At 62.6% G+C, this 22,607-nt stretch carries 21 protein-coding genes; 11 read left to right on the plus strand and 10 right to left on the minus strand.

Translation table 11 applies throughout. The features are described 5' to 3' along the window. Window positions 1–10: 10 nt before the first annotated feature. A complete protein-coding gene (locus LJX93_RS20850) occupies window positions 11–331 on the minus strand; it encodes a DUF2025 family protein (protein WP_227696389.1) in 321 nt (106 codons plus the stop codon). Window positions 332–514: 183 nt separating this feature from the next. On the opposite strand from LJX93_RS20850, the gene LJX93_RS20855 reads away from it, so the two are divergent. After that, window positions 515–1,729, plus strand: a complete 1,215-nt coding sequence (locus LJX93_RS20855; RefSeq protein WP_033702614.1) for a GAF domain-containing sensor histidine kinase — start codon at window positions 515–517, stop codon at window positions 1,727–1,729. A gap of 34 nt (window positions 1,730–1,763) precedes the next feature. Here LJX93_RS20855 and LJX93_RS20860 read toward each other — a convergent pair whose 3' ends face one another. The 7 genes from LJX93_RS20860 to LJX93_RS20885 form a co-directional block, all read right to left on the minus strand. Beyond that, on the minus strand, window positions 1,764–2,633 hold the full coding sequence (locus LJX93_RS20860; RefSeq protein ID WP_047583682.1) for an HlyD family secretion protein: 870 nt from the start codon (window positions 2,631–2,633) through the stop codon (window positions 1,764–1,766). A gap of 35 nt (window positions 2,634–2,668) precedes the next feature. Beyond that, window positions 2,669–2,875 (minus strand): DUF1656 domain-containing protein, encoded by a 207-nt coding sequence (locus tag LJX93_RS20865; RefSeq protein WP_047583681.1) that lies wholly within the window; start codon window positions 2,873–2,875, stop codon window positions 2,669–2,671. Beyond that, window positions 2,862–4,850, minus strand: a complete 1,989-nt coding sequence (locus LJX93_RS20870; protein ID WP_227696390.1) for an FUSC family protein — start codon at window positions 4,848–4,850, stop codon at window positions 2,862–2,864. Before LJX93_RS20870 ends, LJX93_RS20865 begins: the two co-directional genes overlap by 14 nt. Before the next feature lie 179 nt (window positions 4,851–5,029). Continuing rightward, window positions 5,030–5,146: a cytochrome c oxidase subunit CcoM gene (gene ccoM / locus LJX93_RS27390; RefSeq protein ID WP_003254862.1), complete on the minus strand. Its 117-nt coding sequence runs from the start codon at window positions 5,144–5,146 to the stop codon at window positions 5,030–5,032. Between the two features lie 135 nt (window positions 5,147–5,281). Then, on the minus strand, window positions 5,282–5,443 hold the full coding sequence (locus LJX93_RS20875) for a hypothetical protein (protein WP_077068735.1): 162 nt from the start codon (window positions 5,441–5,443) through the stop codon (window positions 5,282–5,284). Between the two features lie 66 nt (window positions 5,444–5,509). Next, the gene (locus LJX93_RS20880) at window positions 5,510–5,839 is read right to left on the minus strand and encodes a hypothetical protein (protein ID WP_033702619.1); all 330 of its coding nucleotides are present in this window, start codon (window positions 5,837–5,839) and stop codon (window positions 5,510–5,512) included. Between the two features lie 61 nt (window positions 5,840–5,900). Beyond that, complete coding sequence (locus LJX93_RS20885; protein WP_033702620.1) at window positions 5,901–6,596, minus strand: M949_RS01915 family surface polysaccharide biosynthesis protein; 696 nt, start codon at window positions 6,594–6,596, stop codon at window positions 5,901–5,903. Window positions 6,597–6,747: 151 nt separating this feature from the next. On the opposite strand from LJX93_RS20885, the gene rapA reads away from it, so the two are divergent. Further along, window positions 6,748–9,594, plus strand: coding sequence for an RNA polymerase-associated protein RapA (gene rapA / locus LJX93_RS20890; RefSeq protein WP_033702621.1), 2,847 nt, complete (start codon window positions 6,748–6,750; stop codon window positions 9,592–9,594). Between the two features lie 224 nt (window positions 9,595–9,818). Continuing rightward, window positions 9,819–12,083 (plus strand): putative bifunctional diguanylate cyclase/phosphodiesterase, encoded by a 2,265-nt coding sequence (locus LJX93_RS20895; RefSeq protein WP_047583679.1) that lies wholly within the window; start codon window positions 9,819–9,821, stop codon window positions 12,081–12,083. On the opposite strand, the gene LJX93_RS20900 is transcribed toward LJX93_RS20895, so the two are convergent. Both LJX93_RS20900 and LJX93_RS20905 read right to left on the minus strand, forming a co-directional pair. After that, window positions 11,983–12,870 (minus strand): NAD(P)-dependent oxidoreductase, encoded by an 888-nt coding sequence (locus tag LJX93_RS20900; RefSeq protein ID WP_227696391.1) that lies wholly within the window; start codon window positions 12,868–12,870, stop codon window positions 11,983–11,985. The two genes, LJX93_RS20895 and LJX93_RS20900, sit on opposite strands and share 101 nt — an antisense overlap. Window positions 12,871–13,039: 169 nt before the next feature. After that, window positions 13,040–13,345 carry a DUF2288 domain-containing protein gene (locus LJX93_RS20905; RefSeq protein WP_033702624.1) on the minus strand — a complete coding sequence of 102 codons (306 nt, stop codon included), beginning with the start codon at window positions 13,343–13,345 and terminating at the stop codon, window positions 13,040–13,042. A 360-nt stretch (window positions 13,346–13,705) separates the two neighbouring features. Here LJX93_RS20905 and LJX93_RS20910 point away from each other — a divergent pair, with 360 nt between their 5' ends. From LJX93_RS20910 to nhaA, 8 genes are all read left to right on the plus strand, one after another. Continuing rightward, window positions 13,706–14,821 carry a branched-chain amino acid ABC transporter substrate-binding protein gene (locus LJX93_RS20910; RefSeq protein ID WP_033702626.1) on the plus strand — a complete coding sequence of 372 codons (1,116 nt, stop codon included), beginning with the start codon at window positions 13,706–13,708 and terminating at the stop codon, window positions 14,819–14,821. A gap of 185 nt (window positions 14,822–15,006) precedes the next feature. Further along, window positions 15,007–15,930, plus strand: a complete 924-nt coding sequence (gene livH / locus LJX93_RS20915; RefSeq protein ID WP_008097482.1) for a high-affinity branched-chain amino acid ABC transporter permease LivH — start codon at window positions 15,007–15,009, stop codon at window positions 15,928–15,930. Next, complete coding sequence (locus tag LJX93_RS20920) at window positions 15,927–17,183, plus strand: high-affinity branched-chain amino acid ABC transporter permease LivM (protein WP_033702627.1); 1,257 nt, start codon at window positions 15,927–15,929, stop codon at window positions 17,181–17,183. Before livH ends, LJX93_RS20920 begins: the two co-directional genes overlap by 4 nt. Beyond that, window positions 17,180–17,947, plus strand: coding sequence for a high-affinity branched-chain amino acid ABC transporter ATP-binding protein LivG (gene livG / locus LJX93_RS20925; protein WP_033702628.1), 768 nt, complete (start codon window positions 17,180–17,182; stop codon window positions 17,945–17,947). The genes LJX93_RS20920 and livG overlap by 4 nt, the downstream gene beginning before the upstream one ends. Continuing rightward, the gene (locus tag LJX93_RS20930) at window positions 17,948–18,649 is read left to right on the plus strand and encodes an ABC transporter ATP-binding protein (protein WP_033702629.1); all 702 of its coding nucleotides are present in this window, start codon (window positions 17,948–17,950) and stop codon (window positions 18,647–18,649) included. A 136-nt stretch (window positions 18,650–18,785) separates the two neighbouring features. Continuing rightward, window positions 18,786–19,460 (plus strand): COG3650 family protein, encoded by a 675-nt coding sequence (locus tag LJX93_RS20935; RefSeq protein WP_033702630.1) that lies wholly within the window; start codon window positions 18,786–18,788, stop codon window positions 19,458–19,460. A 103-nt stretch (window positions 19,461–19,563) separates the two neighbouring features. Then, window positions 19,564–21,171: an NAD(P)/FAD-dependent oxidoreductase gene (locus tag LJX93_RS20940; RefSeq protein ID WP_033702631.1), complete on the plus strand. Its 1,608-nt coding sequence runs from the start codon at window positions 19,564–19,566 to the stop codon at window positions 21,169–21,171. A gap of 250 nt (window positions 21,172–21,421) precedes the next feature. After that, window positions 21,422–22,597, plus strand: coding sequence for a Na+/H+ antiporter NhaA (gene nhaA, locus LJX93_RS20945; RefSeq protein ID WP_033702632.1), 1,176 nt, complete (start codon window positions 21,422–21,424; stop codon window positions 22,595–22,597). The last annotated feature ends 10 nt before the right edge of the window (window positions 22,598–22,607 follow it).

Raw genomic sequence — 22,607 nt, forward strand, 5'->3', positions numbered from 1 at the left:
CAGGGGGCCATCAGCGTTTACTGCGTTCGGCCACGATCTCCGGCAAATCGCTGCGCCGCAAGTAGGTCCGCAAGGGCTCGCCGATGTTCAGGCGGTCGTCCACATGCTGCTCCAGCAACAGTGCCAGGCGCGACCGGCACAAGGCCATGCGCGGCCCTTGCTCGGGTCGCCAGACGAATTCGTTACAGGGGGTGATACTGTCGTCGGCCACGTCCATGCCGAACGCGTCCTCGGAAAAACGCACGATATGAACGCCGCGCTTGCCATGAAAGCCGACGAAACCGTTGAGCTGCTCTGCGGCGTTGCAGATGTCCTGGGAAGTGATGGCCATGACGTAACCTCGCAATGAAAGGAAGTGACGCACGCCGGGCTGCAAACGGTCGCCTCTGCCGGGCGACTCGCAAAGGCCAGCCTAACGCAAGTGGTAGAGCATTCGCCAAGGTTTTTCATCATCCTGCCAAAGGCCCGCTAGAATGGTCCTGAACCCCCTTCGTCGCCAACACTGGGACTGTTAATGACCGACGCCATCCATGCCGACATTGCCACGATCGGCCGCATCAATGCTGTGCCCGCCATCCTCCAGGTGATCTGCGAAACAACGGGCATGCGCTTCGCCGCCGTGGCCCGGGTAACCGATAGCAACTGGACGGCATGTGCTGTGCTCGACACCCTGGGTTTTGGCCTGACCGCGGGCGGTGAGCTCGATGTCGCCACCACGCTGTGCCACGAAATCCGCAGCACGCACCAGACCATCGTGATCGACAAGGCCAGCGAAGACGAGCAGTACTGCCGGCACCACACGCCTCAGCTCTATCGCTTCGAAAGCTACATTTCAGTGCCGGTGTTCCGGACCGATGGCCGCTTCTTCGGCACCATCTGCGCCCTCGACCCTTTACCCGCAGCGCTTAAAGGCAGTGCCATCCAGCCGATGATGGAATCCTTCGCCCGGCTGCTGGCCATCCAGATCGAAAGCGAGGAAGGCGCCCAGCGCACCGAACAGGCCCTGCGCAAGGAGCGGGCCATGGCCGAAGTGCGCGAACAGTTCATTGCCGTGCTCGGCCATGACCTGCGCAACCCGCTGTTCGCCATCACCGCCGGTGCCGAGCTGCTCACCCAGCGCCTGCAGGACGACCAGCAGCGCACTATCGCCCAGCACATCCTCACTTGCGGCCGGCGTGCCTCGCAGCTGGTGCGCGATGTGCTGGACTTTGCCCGCGGCCGCCTCGGTGCCGGCATCCCCTTGAACCTGCAGGCTTGCCCTGACCTTGCCGAAGGCCTGCGGCATGTCGCCTCGGAACTGCAACAGGTGCATCCGCAGCGGCGGATCGTGCTGGACATCGGCGACATCGGCGGGCTGTACTGTGATCGCGAACGGGTCACCCAACTGCTCTCGAACCTGATCGCCAATGCCCTGACCCACGGCGACCCGCAAGGGCCGGTAGCGGTCAAGGCGGCCCTCCAGGCCGGTGAGTTCGTGCTGAGCGTGCACAACCACGGCGCCCCCATCGCCGTGCAGACCCTGGCGCAATTGTTCCAACCCTTCTCCCGCCCGTTGTCACAGGTACCGCAGCAAGGGCTTGGGCTCGGGCTGTACATCGCCAACCAGATCGCGCTGGCACATGGTGGGCGCATGGAGGTGCTCTCCAACGAACACAACGGTACCTTGTTCAGCTTCCGTCTGCCGCTGGGTCAACCTGGGGCGCCAGCAGCACCGCCAGCCAGTACATGAAGGCCTGCACCCGCCGTGGCACGTGCCAGGGCGATCACTGTTGAACGCGGTCTTCATGCACTTGCACGCTGGCGGTCATGCCAGCACTGAGGTTCACCCCTTGCGGGATCTGGTCGAGGCGGATCCGTACCGGTATCCGCTGCGCCAACCGCACCCAGTTGAAGGTCGGCTCGACTTCCGGCAGCAGCTGGCTGTCGGGGTTGCTGTTGCGGTCGGTGATACCGCGGCTGATGCTCTGCACATGCCCTTGCATCGCCTCGCCCGCCCCCATCAGCCACACCTTCACTCGGTCACCCACACGGATGCGCGGTAGCTTGGTTTCTTCGAAGTAAGCCTGGATATAGAAAGTCGAGTCATCCACCAGGGCCATGACCGACTCACCGGTGTTCACGTAGTTGCCCTGGGCCAAGCGCAGGTTGGTGATGTGCCCGCTGCGTGGCGCGCGCACTTCACTGCGCGCCAGGTTGATTTTGGCCACCTGCAATTGCGCTTGGGCCTCATGCAGTTCGCCACGGGCGATGGCGGCATTGATCTGGGCGTTTTCCCGCAGCTCGGCACTGATCGCCTCCGGCCCCAAGGCAGTACGGCGCGCCGCTTCGCGCTCGCGCAGGCGCAGTTGCTGCGCGCGGGTCTCGGTCACGGCGCTGGCCTGGTCGAATGCTGCCTGAAAGCGCTCGCTGTCGATGCTCATGAGCAGATCACCCGCGTTCACCTGCTGGTTGTCATGCACCTTCAGCTCGCGCACCCAGCCGGACACGTCCGGCGCGATCACCACCACGTCGGCGCGCACACGCGCATCGCGGGTCCAGGGGGTGAGCATGTAGTACTGCCACAGCTGGTAGCCTGCCAACAGGGCCAGGGCCACCACACACAGTGTCACCAAGGTACGTACGACGGTACGCATCGAATCACTCCTTACTTGAACCCTGACAAAAACCCTTATGCAGCGCCCAGCACGCGCACTACCAGGTACAACACGCACACAAACAATGCCGCGTCGAACAGTGCTTCATGCCAGATCCAGCGGCCCAACGGCGTGGCCTGTACCAACAAGCGCAGCAGCCCGGTGCACACCAGCGCCAGCAGCACATAAACCAGAAACGGGCTCAACAGCACGCCGCCCAGCGCCCATTCACGCAACCCCATGCACGTCCTCCTGCCAGCGGCACCACTTGCCCCAGCTCTTCTGCAACTGCAGTACCGCGCCTTCGGCCAGGCGCAGCGGATCGCTCGCAGGCAGCCGGCGCAACGCTTCGATGAATTGCGCGCTGGCGTTGTCCAGACGCTGCCCGCGCCCGGGTGCAGGTCCTTTGGCCAGCACGGCCTCTACCTGTTGCAGGTACTCGCGTTCGGCCCGGCCCAACGGCGCTTGGGCGACCGCCAGGCACATGCGCAGGTGCACCAGTTCGTCGCCGATGTCCAGGCCATGCAGGCCATCGTCCCAGCGCTTGCGCTCGCTTTCAGGCAACTCGCTGGCATGCCGCGCCAGCTGCATGAGGCGGTCGGCCATACGCCCGCCAAACCAGCTGTCGGCGCCACGCAGGTCGCGCCGGGTCAGGCGCACCAGGTCGTGCTGGGTCGCTGCCCGCAGACGCCGGCCAAGCCACGCCGGGTGGCGAAACACCAGCAAACGGAACGCCATGACCGCCGCAGACACACCCACCAGCATGGCCAACGCACTGTTGAGCATGCTGGCCACGCCAAATTGCATGGCATTGAGCGGCGACACCAGAACAATGAAGTGCAGGCAATAGGAGGTGGCGGTAGCGCCGGTACGCGGGTGGGCCATGCCCAGCGCGCCCAGAAACAGCGGCACGCCCATGCCCAGGCAGAGCATGGCGAAGCTGCTCCATTGGGGCAGCAAAATTTGCCCGACCAAGAATGCCGCCGGGATCGCCAAAAAGATGCCACGCAAGAAACTGAGGCCGATCTGGGCGCCGTTTTCGCGGCTGGCGAACAGGCTGCAGACCACACAGGTCAATACCAGCCCACCCGGCGCCGATGGCCAGGCTGTTGCCAGCCAGAAACCACTCATCACCAGAAACGCCAACGCGCTGCGTGAACCGAACAACAGGGCCAGCGACCAATCGCGGTGCGCGGCCAGGCCCTGGGGCACATCCTTGGGCGCCCTGCCCGCTTCGACGTCGTCCAGCGCCTGGGTCGCGGCCATGGCGTAATCCAGCAACAGCGCCATGCGTGCCAGGCAGTAATGTTCTGCAGAGCTGATCTGCTCGTCATGGGCGGCATCCCAGATGCGCTGACGCAACAGCAACAGGCTCGGTTGATCGGGGTTGCCCAACTGCGCGCGCAACGCTTCCAACCAGGGCGCCAGGTGCCGAGTTTCGCACTCATCAAGCTGGCGCCACTGCCGGCGCACCGAGCGGGAGATACGCAGCAGTACCATCAACTTCTGGCTCAGGCCACGGATGGCGCGGGCGCGCTGGCGCCCGCGGTTGCCTTCGAACCAGGCATGTTCGCGCTGGCTGTCGATGGCAACGATACGCCCCAGGCTTTCCAGCAACCCTTTGCGCGCGTCATCTTCGCCGCCGAGCATGGCGCTGGCTGCCTGCAGGCCATTGTGCCAAGCCTGCCGGGCCTGCCCGCTCAATTGCTGTTCCACGCGCATGGGCCAGATGAGGGCGCTGGTGGCAGTGGCGCAAAAAATCCCCAGGCAGATCTCGGTGCAGCGGGCCACAGCCTGATCGAACACCTGCAACGGGTGGTCGATCGCCGGCAAGGCGATGATCGCTGCGGTGTAGCCGGCCAGCACGAAGGCGTAAGCCCAGGCACTGCGCAGCTGGGTCGAAGCCGCCGTGCACAGGGCCAGCCACAGCGCCAGGGTGATCAAAAACAGGCCTGGCGTCTGGGCGAACAGGCCGATGAACAGCACCGACATGAAGGTGCCGACCAAGGTGCCGGCCAGACGTGCAAGGCCCTTTTGCACCACCATGCCCGACAGCGGCTGGGCCACGATAAAGGCGGTCATCAGTGCCCATGAAGGCTGCTCCAGCCCCCAACGCATCGCCAGCCATAGCGCCAGGCCACCGCCAAGCACGGTCTTGATGGCGAACTTCAGGGCGAGGCTGCTGGGTGCGAACAGGGCCTGGAGAGTGATGGGCACGAGGCGGACCTTGCGGGATGTTCAGGTAAACGATAGACAATGTAGAGAAGGATAATGCGCAAACGATTAATTAGCTAGCTAATCATCTTTAAGGGCTGTGCTGCGTGGCATTTTCCAGGCAAAAAAAATGGGCGACCGAAGTCGCCCTAAATGCCTTGCGTGCTCGTGAACCCAGAAGGTCAGCGCGGCTTGCGCTTGTTCGAGTCCTTCCAGATGAAAATGCCCAGACCGGCAAAGAACGCGACCATCAACCCGACCGTTACCACACCTGCGATAACCACGTTGTCGAAGAACATGTCGGCCTCCCTCTTCGTTTGCCGTTGTCCGATGGATGCAAGGTAACGAATGTGGGGGCACAGAAAATTGATCGGGGTCAATGGTGCCCGAGACCGGGCACGCGAGGCGGGCGCAGGTTTGACCTGCGTCAAGTTTCAGCGCTTCTTGGGCTTGCCCTTGGGTTTCTTTTTCTTGGCTGCGCTCAAGGGCATGGCCTGCTCGAAGGCCTGGCGCACTTCGTTGAGGCGCTTTTCCTTGAGGTCGTGGACGCGCTTGGCACGTTCGGCATCGAAATCGATGAGGTTGTCTTGGCTCATGGGTGGCTCGACGATCAACTGAGGCTTGCATGATGAAGCCAGGCGCGGACGCTGACCAGCCCCGCGTCAGACTTCGATGTCGACCAGCAGCCCCTGACGCGGGCGCTCGCCCATCAGCGGTGCCACCGGTACGGTATTGTCGGCGTTGACCTCATCGCCGGGTAGCGCGCTGTAGCGCTCGCCGTCGTTTTTTTGCCGACGCTGCTGTTGCCGTCTTTGTTCATCACGCAGCAGCAAGGCCTGCTCTTGCGGGTCGCGCTGCTGCTTGAGGTCGATCGCGCTTTCACCGGACGAAGGCTGCGTGGGAACCACCGGCTTGATGTCGGGGGTTGGCTTGACCGGGTCCTGTTGCGAGGTTACCGGTGCTGCACTGAGCGGAATGATCGGCGGCAACATGGAAAGTCTCCTATTACCCCTGTATCGGCGGCTGGTCACCTACCTTGAATACAGACAACGCTTACTCGGTTTCGTCGTCAGGGTCGTCGTCACTCGGCGGGCTGGCCTCACTCCAGGGCCGCTTGTAGACCTGTTGCCAGACCGCGTCCATGTGGTCGCGCAGTACCTGCGGCGCGGCCTTGAGCGAGGCGCTGTCCTCGCGTTCTCCGCCTATCGGGTCTTCGCCGGCGGGCGTGATCAGCGACTCCCCGGTAATGGTGTAACTGGCCTGCCCTTCGCGCATCTCGATGGCGATATCGTGCGGGTCGATCCCCCCGCCGCAGAAGGCATGGCTAGCTACCGTCAGTTCGGCGACCCCGTCCTTGTTCAGGTCACTGACATCGCTGACATCGGTATAGAAGTCGACATCCAGGTCCAAGCCTGGGCAGGTGGTTTCCTGTTCGACCTGCCAGCGTGCCTTGAACGCATCGCGTTCTGCCGTGCGCCCATACAGCGTGGCCTTGAGCACCACCTTGTCGACTTCCTGCTGGTTTTCGGCGTCGGTGGCCTGGCCATCGGTGCGGCTGAGCACCAACAGGCCTTCACCCTCGCGGTCACGAAAATGCACGCTCTTGATCGGCGTCTGCACGCCCAGCGCCTCAAGCTGCTCGGGCGCAATGGCCGGCAAGGTCTCGAAGTTTTTTTGCTCGCACGCAGCCAGCAGCACGAGGCTGCCCACGGCCAGGGAAGCGTTCAACCAGCGGTGCTTGGCGGACATGTCGGTGCGCAGCCCTCGTCGGCAAGACGGTGTTGGTCGATGAAACGGCTAGACTGTTGGTCTTTGGCACCGATCGGTGCACTTCAACACTTTGGTCTGACCGGCCGATCCGTTAACATAGCCGGCTTTTCATCGCGGGAGTTCAGGCAGTATGGCGCAGCAGTATCAACCGGGGCAACGCTGGATCAGCGACAGCGAAGCAGAGCTCGGCCTGGGTACCATCCTGGCGCAGGATGGCCGCCTGTTGACCGTGCTCTACCCGGCCACTGGCGACACCCGCCAGTATTCCCTGCGCAATGCGCCGCTGACCCGCGTGCGCTTCTCGCCAGGTGACCTGATCACCCACTTCGACGGCTGGAAGCTGACCGTGCGCGAGGTCGACGATGTCGACGGCCTGCTGGTCTACCATGGCCTGGACGCGCAAAACCAGCCGCGCACCCTGCCAGAAACCCAGCTGTCGAACTTCATTCAGTTCCGCCTGGCCAGCGACCGCCTGTTCGCCGGCCAGATCGACCCGCTGTCGTGGTTCAGCCTGCGTTACAACACCCTGCATCACACCAGCAAACAGATGCAATCGTCGCTCTGGGGCCTGGGTGGCTGCCGCGCGCAACCGATCGCTCACCAGTTGCACATCGCCCGCGAAGTCGCAGACCGCAGCGCGCCACGGGTTCTGCTGGCGGACGAAGTCGGCCTGGGCAAGACCATCGAGGCCGGCCTGGTCATCCATCGCCAGCTGCTGACCGGGCGCGCCAGCCGCGTACTGATCCTGGTCCCGGAAAACCTCCAGCACCAATGGCTGGTGGAAATGCGCCGGCGCTTCAACCTGCAGGTGGCGCTGTTCGACGCCGAACGCTTCATCGAGAGCGACGCCAGCAACCCGTTCGAAGACGCCCAACTCGCGTTGGTCGCCCTGGAATGGCTGGTCGACGACGAGAAGGCCCAGGATGCGCTGTTTGCTGCGGGCTGGGACCTGATGGTGGTCGATGAAGCCCATCACCTGGTCTGGCATGAAGACCAGGTCAGCGCGGAGTACGGCTTGGTCGAGCAACTGGCACAGGTCATCCCTGGCGTGTTGCTGCTCACCGCCACCCCCGAACAACTTGGCCAGGACAGCCACTTCGCCCGGCTGCGTCTGCTCGACCCCAACCGCTTCCATGACCTGGCGGCCTTCCGCGCCGAGAGCGAGCACTATCGCCCGGTGGCCGAAGCCGTGCAGGAGCTGCTGGATGAAGGCCGTCTTTCGCCCAAGGCCCACGCCACCATCCATGGCTTCCTCGGCGCCGAAGGCGAAGCCTTGCTGGCGGCGGTCAACGATGGTGATACCCAGGCCAGCGCGCGCCTGATCCGCGAGTTGCTCGACCGCCACGGCACTGGCCGCGTGCTGTTCCGTAACACCCGTGCTGCGGTCCAGGGTTTCCCCGAGCGCCAGCTGCATGCCTACCCGGTGGCCATGCCCGAGCAGTACCGCGACCTGCCGCCTGGCGAAAAGGCCGAGCTGTACCCGGAAGTCGCCTTCCAGGCACACGGCGACACCACTGACGACGAACGCTGGTGGCGTTTCGACCCTCGGGTCGACTGGCTGATCGATACCCTCAAGATGCTCAAGCGCACCAAGGTGCTGGTCATCTGCGCCCATGCCGAAACCGCCATGGACCTGGAAGACGCCCTGCGCGTGCGCTCCGGCATCCCCGCTTCGGTCTTCCATGAAGGCATGAGCATTCTGGAGCGTGACCGCGCCGCCGCCTATTTCGCGGACGAGGAATTCGGCGCCCAGGTGCTGATCTGTTCCGAGATCGGCAGCGAAGGCCGCAACTTCCAGTTCTCTCATCACCTGGTGATGTTCGACCTGCCGGCCCACCCTGACCTACTCGAACAGCGTATCGGCCGTCTCGACCGAATCGGCCAGAAGCACACCATCCAGCTGCACGTGCCCTACCTGCAGGACAGCCCGCAACAGCGCCTGTTCCAGTGGTACCACGAAGCGCTCAACGCCTTCCTCAACACCTGCCCGACCGGCAATGCCCTGCAGCATCAGTTCGGCCCGCGCCTGCTGCCGCTTCTTGAAAGCGGTGACAGCAAAGCCTGGGATGCCCTGATGGCCGATGCCCGCAACGAGCGCGAGCGCCTGGAGGCCGAGCTGCACAGCGGCCGCGACCGGCTGCTGGAGCTCAACTCGGGCGGGGCCGGCGAAGGCCAGGCACTGGTGGAGGCGATTCTCGAACAGGACGACCAGTTCGCCCTGCCGATCTACATGGAGACCCTGTTCGACGCGTTCGGCATCGACAGCGAAGACCATTCGGAAAACGCCCTGATCCTCAAGCCGAGTGAGAAGATGCTCGACGCCAGTTTCCCGCTGGGTGACGACGAAGGCGTGACCATCACCTACGACCGTACCCAGGCATTGTCCCGCGAAGACATGCAGTTCCTGACCTGGGAACACCCGATGGTTCAAGGTGGCATGGACCTGGTGCTGTCCGGCTCGATGGGCAACACCGCCGTCGCGCTGATCAAGAACAAGGCCCTCAAGCCTGGCACCGTGCTGCTCGAACTGCTGTTCGTCAGCGAGGTGGTGGCGCCACGCAGCCTGCAACTTGGTCGCTACCTGCCCCCGGCAGCCCTGCGATGCCTGCTCGACACCAATGGCAACGACCTGGCGTCGCGCGTGGCCTTCGAAACGCTCAACGACCAGCTCGAAAGCGTTCCGCGCGCCAGCGCCAACAAGTTCATCCAGGCCCAGCGGGATGTACTGGCCCAGCGCATCAGTGGCGGTGAGGCCAAGATCATGCCGACCCACGTCGAGCGTGTGGCCGAAGCCCAGCGCCGCCTGGCTGCCGAAGCGGACGAAGAACTGGCCCGCCTGACCGCGCTCAAGGCGGTCAACCCGAGCGTACGCGACAGCGAAATCGACGCCTTGCGCAAGCAGCGTGAAGAAGGCCTGGCGATGCTGGACAAAGCTGCCTTGCGCTTGGAAGCCATTCGCGTGCTGGTGGCTGGCTGACTATACGAGCGACAAGTTGGGCTGCTTGGCAGCCCATCGCAACACAAGGCTGCTCCTGCAACGGGAGCGGCTATATGCCTTGCTGCGATTGGCCTCATAACCAAATCATAGAAATCAAATTGCCATTATTCAGGAAGGGCTAACTACCTCTTCCTATACTGCCTCTGGACAGTCTGCCAAGGGTTGTACCGCAGACGAGTGAAAACTCGACCAAGAGGCACGCAATGGAATGGCTGGGTCTGCAACTGTTCGCCGATCTTCCGGCAACCGGACGAATCGTCATCGATTGTCGCCATGAACCCTTCCTGGTACTGCTCGCCTATACCGTGGCCTGCGCGGGGTGCTTTGCGACCCTGGACATGGCCGAGCGCCAGTCCCATAGCGAACAGGCCACGGCGCAACGCCAATGGCGCATGCTCGGCGCCTGCTGCCTCGCTGGCGGTATCTGGGCCATGCACTTCATCAGCATGCTGGCCTTTCAGGCCCCGCTCGAAGTTCACTACGATGTGTCGCTGACCGTGCTGTCGCTGCTCATTGCCCTGATCGTCGCCTGGGTGGGCATGAACAGCATCAACCGTAGGCACATGCGCCCGTATCATTATCTGAAGCGTGCAGTACTCATCGCAGCCGGCATCATCTTCATGCATTTTGTCGGCATGGCCGCCCTCGAGACCGGCGCTCAACAGTACTACCAGACCGGGCTGCTACTGACCTCCATGGCCATCGCCCTGCTCACCAGCCTCGCAGCGCTGCTGCTGGCGCGGCGCTTTCGCAACGGTAGCGGCACCTTGCACCAGGCCCTGAAGTACGGCGCTAGCCTGCTGATGGCCGGCGGCATCGTCGCGACCCACTTCACGGCCATGTCGGCCATGACCTTGGTCATCCCCGCCGACACTGCGCTGCGTCTGCCGTCAGCCGACAACAGCCTGCAACTGGGGCTGACCATTGCATTCATCACGCTGCTGATCAGTGGTGCCAGCATCAGTGCGGCCTTGGCCGACAAGAAGCTGCAAAGCAAGGAGCACGACCTGCGCCGGGTCAGCATGTTGCTCAACCAACTGGACCAGGCGCGAGCCTCGCTGCAACAGGCCGCGCACTACGACGCCCTGACCAATCTGATCAACCGCCGCGGCTTCAATCAAGTGTTCGCCGAGCGCCTCGCCGAACAGAACGCCGATGACAACCGCCTGGCGGTGATGTTTCTCGACATCGACCATTTCAAACGCATCAATGACAGCCTTGGCCATGCCGCCGGCGACGAACTGCTCAAAGTGATCGCCAACCACATCAAGGCAGCCACCCGCAGCCAAGACCTGGTGGCGCGCTTTGGTGGCGACGAGTTCTGCGTGGTCACCAGCCTCAACAACCGTGATGAAGCACGCCACCTGGCGCAGCGGATCATGCAGCGAATGAAGGACCCCATCGACCTGGGGGGCCGGCGCATGGTCATGACCACCAGTATCGGTATCAGCATTTTCCCCGACGATGGCAACACCGCCGAAGAGTTGCTCAAGCACGCCGACCTTGCCCTGTATCAGTCCAAGGGCAACGGGCGCAACAGCCTGACCTTCTTCAACGACAGCCTTAAAACCCGGGCCACGCTTGCCCTGCAGCTGGAAGAGGAACTGCGCATCGCGCTGCTGGAAGAACGCGGGCTGTGCGTGCATTACCAGCCGATCTTCGACCTGCACAATGGCCAGGTGGCCAAGCTCGAAGCCCTGGTGCGCTGGCAGCACCCACAACACGGCCTGCTCGGGCCCGACCGTTTCATCGGCATCGCCGAAGCCAATGGTTTGATCATCGACCTCGACCTGTGGGTGCTGCGCCACGCCTGTGCCGACCTGGCGCAACTGCACCGCCACGGTTATGGCGACCTCAAGGTCACGGTGAACTGCTCGGCAGTCACGCTCAGTCACGATGAACTGGCCAGCGAGGTGGAGAAAGCGTTGTTTCACTCAGCCCTGGCGCCCCGCCACCTGGAGCTGGAAATCACCGAAAACGCATTGATGGGGGACATCCAGCGCACTGTCAGCCTGCTCAAGCGCGTGTGCGCCCAGGGCGTGGCCCTGTCGATCGATGACTTCGGTACCGGTTACTCGTCGCTGGCCTACCTCAAACGCTTGCCGCTGGACATCCTGAAGATCGACAGAACCTTCCTGCAGGATGTGCCAGGCAGCCAGAAAGACCGCGAGATCGTCCAGGCCATCATCGTCATGGCCCACACCCTGCACCTGCAGGTGGTCAGCGAGGGCGTCGAAACCGTCGAACAGCTGGAATTCCTCGAAACCCACGGCTGCGACTACCTGCAGGGCTACTTGCTCAGCCGCCCGGTGCCGCTGGGCGAATTGCGGCCGATCCTGGAGCGGCTGCAACGGCGCAATGGCCTGCTCAGCCCTTACTGCGATACAGCGCTACCAGGGTCGCCGGATCTTTTTGCAGATAGCCCTGGCTACCGTGCAGGCGCATCAATTGCGCGGCGAGGCCACTGAGCGGTGTCGCCGAGCCCTGCTCGCGAGAGAATTTGACTGCGCTGTCGAGGTCTTTGAGTAACGTCCGCACATGCCACTTGATCGGCTCGAAGCGGCTCTCGGCCATTTGCGGGGCAAGGATCTGCAGCGGTTTCGAATCGGCAAAGCCGCCCGCCAAGGCCTCGGCGATCAGTGTCGCGTCCACGCCTGACTGCTCGGCCAATGCCACCACTTCGGCGATCACCAGGGCATTGCAGGCCACGATCATCTGGTTGCAGGCCTTGGTCACCTGGCCGGCGCCAACGGCGCCCATGTGCGTCACTCGCTGGCCAAGGGCCTGCAGTACGGGGAGTGCACGCTGCAGGTCGGCGGCCTCGCCACCGACCATGATGGCCAAGGTGCCGGCCTCGGCGCCCGGCGTGCCACCGGACACCGGGGCATCCAGCCAAGCCATGCCAGACAAGGCCGCGAGCGCAGCGGCCATCTCCCGGGTGGCGGTCGGTTCGAGGCTCGAAAAATCGATCAGTAACTGGCCACTGCGCCCACCCTGCGCGATGCCTTGCTCACCGAACACCACTTCGCGCACCACCGCCGTATCGGCCAGGCACAGCAGCACCATGTCGCTGTCGCGGCACAACTCGGCCGGGGTTGCCGCCAGTCGCGCGCCAACTGCTACCAGCTCGGCGCATTTGTCGGGGCTGCGGTTCCACACCGTCAGCGGGTAACCGGCAGCCAGCAGGCGCCGACACATGGGCAAGCCCATCAGGCCGATTCCGGCGAAGCCTAGCGAAGGTAGTTGTGAGCTCATGAACGACTCCTGGCACATTTTGTTATTTTCAAGGCGCGCAGCGGCCCCATTACGCATCCCGTAAACTGTTACCGCCACGCCGAATTGTTACTTACCTCCACCCATCTGATCGTCCCCAAGCACCAGATTGAGGCGGCTGCGCATTTTTACGCACCAAAAACGATCACGCTCACTCAGCGCGCTTCACCTGAATCACGATAAACGGTGAAACCACCACCGCCCAGATCTCTGGATCGCGGTTTTGCAGGTCCAGCGCCTGCTCGGCAGTCACCGGGCCAACAGCGCCATCACTACGCCACTTGGCGAAGATCTCGCCGCGATTCTCGGCCATCGCTTCGGCAACGGCGATCAGGTCCAGGCTGGGGTCGACCCAAATCAGGTCACCCTTTGCCCAGAAGCGCTCCAGCGCTTTCCACTCGATGATTGCCGTCTCGCCAATCAATTTGGCATAGAGGGTGCTTGTTTGATCAGTCATGGGTTGCTACCCGCAAAAATCGGCCAATAAAAAAGGCCGCTATTTTTGCAGAAAAACCCGGTTTCAAATACGTAATTTGGTCGATCGGCCCCGAACTTGTGGGGTTGGGCCGCAGGTACAGGCAAATTGATGGCGCTTTTCTGTATCTTTGTGTCGATCAAGCGACAACCCAGGAACCAGGTACTTTTTGACCGCTTTTCAAGCGCTCGAACAGCGCTCTACACTGTACCGGTACAGTTCCGGGACATGTTCCGGGGGAAGGTGGGCATGCAGTATGGCGTGGCCATACCGCAAATCCCGCCCGGTCTGTAGCCCTGGCCGCCAGGACTATAAGAATTACAACAGAATGAGTGGAGCACTATGATCAAGATTTCCAAGCTGTTCGCCGCAATGGTTCTGGCAGGGGTAGCCAGCCATTCGTTTGCCGCCGATACCATCAAGATCGGGATCGCGGGGCCTAAGACCGGCCCTGTCACCCAGTACGGCGACATGCAGTTCATCGGCGCCAAGCAAGCTATCAAAGACATCAACGCCAAGGGCGGCGTCGATGGCAAGATGCTCGAAGCCAAGGAATACGACGACGCCTGCGACCCTAAACAGGCCGTGGCAATCGCCAACAAAGTGGTCAATGACGGCGTCAAGTTCGTCATCGGCCACCTGTGCTCCAGCTCTACCCAGCCTGCGTCCGACATCTACGAAGACGAAGGCGTGATCATGATCACCCCCGCTGCTACCAGCCCGGAAATCACCGCCCGTGGCTACAAAATGATCTTCCGTACCATCGGTCTGGACAGCGCCCAGGGTCCGGCCGCCGGCAACTACATCGCAGACCACGTCAAGCCGAAGGTTGTTGCAGTCCTGCACGACAAGCAGCAGTACGGTGAAGGCATCGCCACCGCCGTCAAGCAGACACTGGAAGGCAAAGGCACCAAGGTTGCCGTGTTCGAAGGCCTGAACGCCGGTGACAAGGACTTCTCCTCGATCATCCAGAAGCTCAAACAGAACAACGTCGACTTCGTGTACTACGGCGGCTACCACCCAGAGCTGGGCCTGATCCTGCGCCAGGCTCAGGAGAAAGGCCTGAAAGCCAAATTCATGGGCCCAGAAGGTGTCGGCAACGACTCCATCTCGCAGATCGCCCAGGGCGCCTCCGAAGGGCTGCTGGTCACCCTGCCGAAGTCGTTCGACGCCGATCCAGAGAACAAGGCCATCGTCGATGCCATCAAGGCTGACGGCAAAGACCCGAGCGGCCCGTTCGTGTTCCCGGCCTACTCAGCTGTCCAACTGATTGCCGAAGGCATCAAAGCGGCCAAGTCCGAAGACGCCGACAAAGTGGCAGAAGCCATCCACGCCGGTACTTTCAAGACCCCAACCGGCGACCTGTCATATGACGCCAAGGGCGACCTGAAAGACTTCAAATTCGTTGTTTACGAATGGCACTTCGGCAAACCGAAGACCGAAGTCTCCCCTCAGTAACTGCGTGACTAAATAGCTGACCGTAAAAGCCCACTGTGCGAGCAGTGGGCTTTGTTTTACGAGGTTCATGGCCGTGATTCCCGCGATCCGGGAGCCGGCCACCTGAAAATCTTAAAACCGTCACTCGCGGTTTCCTGGCCTACCCCCGCCAGCGAAATGCAAATCAGGTTTTTAGGAGCGCTGTAATGCCTGAGATCTACCATTTCTTCCAACAACTGGTTAATGGATTGACCATCGGCAGCACCTATGCCTTGATCGCCATCGGCTACACGATGGTGTACGGCATCATTGGCATGATCAACTTCGCCCACGGCGAGGTGTACATGATCGGTTCCTACGTGGCCTTCATCGCCCTGGCGGGCCTGGCCATGATGGGTATCCATTCGCTGCCGATCCTGATGACCGTCGCCTTCGTCGCGACGATCTTCGTCACCAGTGCCTATGGCTACAGCATCGAACGGGTTGCCTACCGCCCCCTGCGCAACAGCAACCGTCTGATCCCGCTGATTTCCGCCATCGGCATGTCGATTTTCCTGCAGAACACGGTCTTGCTCTCGCAGGACTCCAAGGACAAATCCATCCCCAACCTGATCCCCGGGAGCTTCTCCTTCGGGCCGGGCGGCGCTGAAGAGGTACTGATCAGCTACATGCAGATCCTGGTGTTCGTCGTCACCCTGGTGGCCATGACCCTGCTCACCCTGTTCATCTCCCGTTCCCGTCTGGGCCGCGCCTGCCGCGCCTGCGCCGAGGACATCAAGATGGCCAACCTGCTGGGCATCAACACCAACAACATCATCGCCCTCACCTTCGTCATCGGTGCCGCACTGGCAGCGGTAGCGGCCGTGCTGCTGAGCATGCAGTACGGGGTGATCAACCCCAACGCCGGCTTCCTGGTGGGCCTCAAAGCCTTCACCGCAGCGGTGCTGGGTGGCATCGGCAGCATTCCGGGCGCCATGCTCGGTGGGCTGGTGCTGGGTGTGGCCGAGGCCTTCGGCGCCGATATCTTCGGCGACCAGTACAAGGACGTAGTGGCATTCGGTCTCTTGGTGCTTGTCCTGCTGTTCCGGCCGACCGGCATCCTGGGCCGCCCGGAGGTTGAAAAAGTATGAACAAAAATCTCAAACAGGCGTTCTTCAGCGCCTTGCTGGTATGGGCCGTGGCCTTCCCGGTACTGGGCCTCAAACTGAGCATCGACGGCATCAGCCTGGTGGTGCACAGCCAGGGCTCGTTCACCATCAGCATCATCGCCGTGTGCTCGGTGCTGATGTTCCTGCGCGTGCTGTTCGACAAGCAGTGGAGCTCGGTCATGAGCCGCCGCTCGGATCGCAAGCTGATCTCGCCGGCCGTGAGCAACTACCTGACCCTGCCCAAGACTCAGCGCTGGATCATCATCGGGCTGATCCTGGTCGCGCTGGTGTGGCCGTTCTTCGGCTCGCGCGGTGCGGTCGACATTGCCACGCTGATCCTGATCTACGTGTTGCTGGGCCTGGGCCTGAACATCGTGGTCGGCCTGGCAGGCCTGCTCGACCTGGGTTATGTGGGCTTCTATGCCGTGGGCGCGTATAGCTACGCAATGCTCTCGCACTACCTGGGCTGGAGCTTCTGGGTCTGCCTGCCGATCGCCGGCCTGATGGCCGCCACCTTCGGCTTCCTGCTCGGCTTCCCGGTGCTGCGCCTGCGCGGTGACTACCTGGCGATCGTGACCCTCGGCTTCGGCGAGATCATCCGCCTGTTCCTGCGTAACCTCACCGACTGGACCGGCGGCCCCAACGGCATCAGCAACATCCCCAAGCCCGAGCTCTTCGGCCTGACCTTCGAACGCCGTGCGGCCGAGGGGATGCAGACCTTCCATGAGTTCTTCGGGTTGGCGTACAACTCGATCAACAAGGTCATCTTCCTCTACCTGGTGGCCCTGCTGCTGGCCCTGCTGGCGCTGTTCGTCATCAACCGCCTGCTGCGCATGCCGATCGGCCGTGCCTGGGAAGCCTTGCGTGAAGACGAGATCGCCTGCCGCGCACTGGGCCTGAACCCCACTGTGATCAAGCTCTCGGCATTCACCCTGGGTGCCTGCTTCGCCGGTTTCGCCGGCAGCTTCTTCGCTGCCCGGCAAGGCCTGGTGACACCGGAGTCGTTCACCTTCATCGAGTCGGCGATCATCCTCGCCATCGTCGTGCTCGGTGGCATGGGTTCACAACTGGGCGTAATTCTCGCGGCCATCGTGATGATCCTGCTGCCCGAGCTGATGCGTGAGTTCAGCGAATACCGGATGCTGATGTTCGGTGCGCTGATGGTGTTGATGATGATCTGGCGTCCGCAAGGCCTGCTGCCTATGCAACGTCCACACATGGAGCTGCGTCGATGAGCCGCGAAATTCTGCAAGTCAGCGGCCTGAGCATGCGCTTCGGCGGCTTGTTGGCGGTCAATGGCGTGGCCCTGACCGTCAAGGAAAAACAGGTGGTGGCGCTGATCGGCCCGAACGGCGCAGGCAAGACCACAGTGTTCAACTGCCTCACCGGGTTCTACAAACCCAGCGGTGGCACCATCCTGCTCGATGGCCAGCCGATCCAGGGCCTGGCCGGCCACCAGATCGCCCGCAAGGGCGTGGTGCGTACCTTCCAGAACGTGCGCCTGTTCAAGGAAATGACCGCGCTGGAGAACCTGCTGATCGCCCAGCACCGGCACTTGAACACCAACTTCTTCGCCGGCCTGTTCAAGACCCCGAGCTTCCGCCGCAGCGAGAAGGAGGCCATGGAGCGCGCGCAGTACTGGCTGGAGAAGGTCAACCTGACCGAGTTTGCCAACCGTACCGCCGGCACCCTCGCCTACGGCCAGCAACGCCGCCTGGAAATCGCCCGCTGCATGATGACCCAGCCACGGATCATCATGCTCGACGAACCAGCAGCGGGCCTTAACCCGAAAGAGACCGAAGACCTCAAGGCACTGATCGCCTATCTGCGCGAGTCACACAACGTCACCGTGCTGCTGATCGAGCACGACATGAAGCTGGTGATGAGCATTTCCGACCATATCGTGGTGATCAACCAGGGCACCCCCCTGGCAGATGGCACGCCGGAGCAGATTCGCGACAATCCTGAAGTGATCAAGGCTTACCTGGGGGAAGCGTAAATGCTGAAGTTCGAGAACGTTTCCACCTTCTACGGCAAGATCCAGGCGCTACACAGCGTCAACGTGGAGATCAACCAGGGCGAGATCGTCACCTTGATCGGTGCCAACGGCGCGGGCAAATCGACACTGCTGATGACCTTGTGCGGCTCGCCGCAGGCCCATAGCGGCAGCATCAAGTACCTGGGTGAAGAGCTGGTCGGCCAGACCTCTTCGCACATCATGCGCAAGAGTATCGCCGTGGTCCCGGAAGGGCGCCGTGTGTTCGCCCGCCTCACGGTGGAAGAAAACCTCGCCATGGGCGGTTTCTTCACCGACAAGGGCGACTACCAGGAGCAGCTGGACAAAGTCCTGCAGCTGTTCCCGCGCCTGAAGGAGCGTTATATCCAGCGTGGCGGCACCATGTCCGGTGGCGAGCAGCAGATGCTCGCCATTGGCCGGGCGCTGATGAGCAAACCCAAGCTGCTGCTGCTCGACGAGCCATCGCTGGGCCTGGCACCAATCATCATCCAGCAGATCTTCGACATCATCGAACAGTTGCGCCGTGACGGCGTGACCGTGTTCCTGGTGGAACAGAACGCCAACCAGGCGCTGAAGATCGCCGACCGTGCCTATGTCCTGGAAAACGGGCGGGTGGTGATGCAAGGAACGGGTGAGTCACTGCTGAGTGACCCCAAGGTGCGTGACGCGTACCTGGGAGGTTGATGAACAAAGGGCCTTCGGGCCCTTTGTTCTGCCTGTTGGGTTCATGTGGCCTGAGCCGGATACCGACAATGCTTGTGATCCCCGTGCACCCTGCGTAACGTGGCCAGCTTTCAGGAACATCGCCGGAGCCCGCCCCATGCGCCTCACCCCTACCCTGCTGCTCACCGCCCTGCTGCCCCTGTTCGCCGGTTGCCAACTGATGGCTGACACCCCAAGCGACCCGAACATCGGCACCACGCGCATGCAGGGCGAACTGAGCGCCGCCGGTGGCCAGTTGCTGTTCAAGCCCTGCAATGAAAGCCGCCGTTTCGTGATCAACGACGTCGCTGGCACGGGGGTCCTGCAGGAAGCCGCCAACCTCGCCAAGGATGCCGGCGACAAGCTATTCGCCGATGTGCGCGGGCGCCTTACCGGCAGCAAGCAGGCCACCAACGACGGCCAGCTCGAAGTGCGCCGGCTGTACCGCCTGGAGCCCTCGACCCGCGCCTGCGAAGACCCCAACTTCAAGCAACTGACCCTGCGCGCCAACGGCCACGAACCCGACTGGGACATCAAGGCCAGCGGCAAGGGCATGGTCGTCAGCCGGGTTGGTCAAGCGCCGCTGCCCCTGCCGTTTCTGGAAGAGGAAGTGCCAGGTGGTGGCCTGACCCTGACCAGCGAGGCCAACGGCCAGCACGTGGAGCTTTGGGTCGCACCGCAACGCTGCGTGGACGTCGCCACCGGGGCGGTGCGCCACCTGCGCGCCGAGCTGCGCATCGACGGCAAGACCCTGCAAGGCTGCGGTTACTACGGCGGTGCGCGCGACAACTGATCACCGGGCGCTTTTATCCTGCCAGTCGGGGCGGCGAACAGCTTATACTTGGCGGTTTGTGTAAAGCCGCCGGCCGCCCATGGCCGGGATACTGGACCCTGCCATGCTACGAATCACCGAACTGAAGCTGCCCCTGGACCATCCCGACGAAGCCCTGCGCGAAGCCATCGTCCAGCGCCTGGGCATCAACGATGAGCAATTGCTCAGCTTCAACCTGTTCAAGCGCAGCTACGACGCACGCAAGAAAAACAGCGAACTGCTGTTCATCTACACCATCGACCTCGAAGCCAGCAACGAGGCCGAGCTGCTTCGCAAGTTCGAAGACGATCGCAACATCGGCGTAGCCCCCGACGTCACCTACAAGTACGTGGGCCACGCCCCCGCCGAGCTCGCACAGCGCCCGATCGTGGTCGGCTTTGGCCCTTGCGGCATCTTTGCCGGATTGCTGCTGGCGCAGATGGGCTTCAAGCCGATCATCCTCGAACGCGGCAAGGAAGTACGCCAGCGCACCAAGGACACCTGGGGCCTGTGGCGCAAGAGCGTGCTCAACCCCGAATCCAACGTGCAGTTCGGCGAAGGCGGCGCCGGGACCTTCTCCGACGGCAAACTGTACAGCCAGATCAAGGACCCGCTGCACCACGGCCGCAAGGTGCTGGAAGAGTTCGTCAAGGCCGGCGCGCCGGATGAGATCCTCTACATCAACAAACCGCACATCGGCACCTTCCGCCTGACCGGCATGGTCGAGCAGATGCGCCAGGACATCATCGCCCTGGGCGGTGAAGTGCGTTTCGAGCAGAAGGTCACCGACCTGCTGACCGATAACGGCCAGCTGACCGGCGTGGTGCTGGCAAGCGGCGAGCAGCTGCAGTCACGCCATGTGGTTCTGGCCCTGGGGCACAGTGCCCGCGACACCTTCCGCATGCTGCATGCCAAGGGCGTATTCATGGAGGCCAAGCCGTTCTCGGTCGGTTTCCGTATCGAACACCCGCAAACGCTGATCGACAAGGCCCGTCTGGGCAAGTATGCCGGCCACCCGAAACTGGGCGCTGCCGACTACAAACTGGTGTATCACGCCAAGAACGGCCGTTCGGTCTACAGTTTCTGCATGTGCCCAGGCGGCACCGTGGTCGCCGCCACCAGCGAGCCTGGCCGCGTCGTGACCAACGGCATGAGCCAGTATTCGCGTAACGAACGCAATGCCAACTCCGGCATCGTCGTCGGCATCGACCCCGAGCGCGACTACCCGGGCGGCCCGCTGGCCGGCATCGAGCTGCAGGAACGCCTGGAGGCGCACGCCTATGTCCTGGGTGGCAGCAACTACCAGGCCCCGGCGCAGTTGGTCGGTGACTTCGTAGCCGGCAGGCCGTCCACTGCCCTGGGCAGTGTCGAGCCTTCGTACAAGCCAGGCGTGACCCTGGGTGACCTGGCGCCCAGCTTGCCGGATTTCGCCATCGAGGCGATCCGCGAAGCGTTGCCGGCATTCGATCGGCAGATCAAGGGCTACAACCTGCATGACGCGGTGTTGACCGGTATCGAGACGCGTACCTCTTCGCCGCTGCGCATTACCCGTGGCGAGGACTACCAGAGCCTGAACATGAGGGGGTTGTTCCCGGCGGGTGAAGGCGCAGGCTACGCGGGCGGTATCCTGTCGGCAGGCGTCGATGGCATTCGCATTGCCGAGGCGGTAGCGCGGGACATGCTCGGGCTGTAAGGCAGCAAGTTTCATGCGCCCCCTGCGCGGGCAAGTCTGCGCAGGGGGGCATGACCATCGCCAGAAAAGTCTGCGCGAATAATCAGATTTCCCCTACCTCACCGTTCCTCAGCTGCGTCTAGTCTTCCCACAGCCAAGGCGGCAATACCATATAACAAAAACGAATATAGTTTTTGTTTTAAAGCATATCGCCACAAGCTAGGGTGTACGCCCGTTCCGTAATCAACCTCTCATGGAGAGCCCATAGCCCGTGCGTAGCCTCTTCACCCGATTCTTTCAGCTCGAAGCCGCCAGCGGCCTGCTGCTGATCGCTGCGGCCATCCTTGCTCTGGTCATCAACAACTCACCTTTGTCCTACCTGTACAACGGCCTGCTGGACGTCCCGGTCGCCGTCAAGGTTGGCGCGCTGGAGATAGCCAAGCCTTTGTTGCTGTGGATCAACGACGGCCTCATGGCGTTGTTCTTCCTGCTCATCGGCCTGGAGGTCAAGCGCGAGGTGGTCGACGGCCAGCTGTCGAAGCCCTCGCAGGTAATCCTGCCCGCTACCGCCGCAGTGGGTGGCATGGTGGTACCGGCACTGGTCTACTGGTTCATCAACCGCGACAACCCCGCAGCCGTCGCCGGCTGGGCCATCCCCACCGCCACCGATATCGCCTTTGCCCTTGGCGTGCTGGCATTGCTGGGCAAGCGTGTCCCGGCGTCGCTCAAGCTGTTCTTGATGACCCTCGCGATCATCGATGACCTGGGTGCAATCATTGTCATTGCCCTGTTCTACTCGGGCACCTTGTCCAGCGTGTCACTTATGCTGGCAGCGGCCTGCCTGGTTGCGCTGATAGCCATGAACCGGCTTGGCGTAGTCAAGCTCGGGCCTTACCTGATCATCGGCCTGGTGCTTTGGGTATGCGTGCTCAAGAGCGGTGTCCACGCCACATTGGCGGGTGTCGCCCTGGCGCTGTGCATTCCACTGCGCACACGCAACGCGGAAAGCTCGCCGCTGCTGTCGCTGGAACACGCCCTGCACCCTTGGGTGGCCTATGCCATTCTGCCACTGTTCGCGTTCGCCAACGCCGGTGTCTCGTTGGCCGGCATGACGTTAGAAAGCTTCACCCACCCGGTACCGCTGGGTATCGCTGTCGGCTTGCTGGCGGGCAAGACCGTGGGGGTGTTCGGCCTGACCTGGCTTGCGATCAAGCTTCGCCTGGCGGCGTTGCCTACGGGTGCAAGCTGGGGGCAGTTGCTGGGGGTGGCGATACTCTGCGGCATCGGCTTCACCATGAGCCTGTTCGTAGGTTCCCTGGCCTTCGTGCCAGGCAGCAGTGACTATGCGGGCATGGACCGTATGGGCATTCTCACCGGCTCGTTCATCGCTGCGGTCGTCGGCTATGCCGTTACCGCAATGGCCAGCCGCGCCCCCCGCACGCACTAAAGTAGAAGCG

The organism is Pseudomonas sp. HN2-3, from assembly GCF_020691745.1.
GTDB lineage: Bacteria > Pseudomonadota > Gammaproteobacteria > Pseudomonadales > Pseudomonadaceae > Aquipseudomonas > Aquipseudomonas capeferrum.

What these genes read in the sequence shown, in the direction of transcription:
- ccoM (WP_003254862.1), bottom strand. Translation starts at nt 5,146, where the DNA reads ATGTTCTTCGACAACGTGGTTATCGCAGGTGTGGTAACGGTCGGGTTG.
- LJX93_RS20875 (WP_077068735.1), bottom strand. Translation starts at nt 5,443, where the DNA reads ATGAGCCAAGACAACCTCATCGATTTCGATGCCGAACGTGCCAAGCGC.
- LJX93_RS20900 (WP_227696391.1), bottom strand. Translation starts at nt 12,870, where the DNA reads ATGAGCTCACAACTACCTTCGCTAGGCTTCGCCGGAATCGGCCTGATG.
- LJX93_RS20855 (WP_033702614.1), top strand. Translation starts at nt 515, where the DNA reads ATGACCGACGCCATCCATGCCGACATTGCCACGATCGGCCGCATCAAT.
- LJX93_RS20885 (WP_033702620.1), bottom strand. Translation starts at nt 6,596, where the DNA reads ATGTCCGCCAAGCACCGCTGGTTGAACGCTTCCCTGGCCGTGGGCAGC.
- LJX93_RS20865 (WP_047583681.1), bottom strand. Translation starts at nt 2,875, where the DNA reads ATGGGGTTGCGTGAATGGGCGCTGGGCGGCGTGCTGTTGAGCCCGTTT.
- LJX93_RS20905 (WP_033702624.1), bottom strand. Translation starts at nt 13,345, where the DNA reads ATGACTGATCAAACAAGCACCCTCTATGCCAAATTGATTGGCGAGACG.
- LJX93_RS20880 (WP_033702619.1), bottom strand. Translation starts at nt 5,839, where the DNA reads ATGTTGCCGCCGATCATTCCGCTCAGTGCAGCACCGGTAACCTCGCAA.
- livG (WP_033702628.1), top strand. Translation starts at nt 17,180, where the DNA reads ATGAGCCGCGAAATTCTGCAAGTCAGCGGCCTGAGCATGCGCTTCGGC.
- LJX93_RS20895 (WP_047583679.1), top strand. Translation starts at nt 9,819, where the DNA reads ATGGAATGGCTGGGTCTGCAACTGTTCGCCGATCTTCCGGCAACCGGA.
- LJX93_RS20935 (WP_033702630.1), top strand. Translation starts at nt 18,786, where the DNA reads ATGCGCCTCACCCCTACCCTGCTGCTCACCGCCCTGCTGCCCCTGTTC.
- rapA (WP_033702621.1), top strand. Translation starts at nt 6,748, where the DNA reads ATGGCGCAGCAGTATCAACCGGGGCAACGCTGGATCAGCGACAGCGAA.
- LJX93_RS20920 (WP_033702627.1), top strand. Translation starts at nt 15,927, where the DNA reads ATGAACAAAAATCTCAAACAGGCGTTCTTCAGCGCCTTGCTGGTATGG.
- LJX93_RS20910 (WP_033702626.1), top strand. Translation starts at nt 13,706, where the DNA reads ATGATCAAGATTTCCAAGCTGTTCGCCGCAATGGTTCTGGCAGGGGTA.
- LJX93_RS20850 (WP_227696389.1), bottom strand. Translation starts at nt 331, where the DNA reads ATGGCCATCACTTCCCAGGACATCTGCAACGCCGCAGAGCAGCTCAAC.
- livH (WP_008097482.1), top strand. Translation starts at nt 15,007, where the DNA reads ATGCCTGAGATCTACCATTTCTTCCAACAACTGGTTAATGGATTGACC.
- LJX93_RS20860 (WP_047583682.1), bottom strand. Translation starts at nt 2,633, where the DNA reads ATGCGTACCGTCGTACGTACCTTGGTGACACTGTGTGTGGTGGCCCTG.
- LJX93_RS20940 (WP_033702631.1), top strand. Translation starts at nt 19,564, where the DNA reads ATGCTACGAATCACCGAACTGAAGCTGCCCCTGGACCATCCCGACGAA.
- LJX93_RS20930 (WP_033702629.1), top strand. Translation starts at nt 17,948, where the DNA reads ATGCTGAAGTTCGAGAACGTTTCCACCTTCTACGGCAAGATCCAGGCG.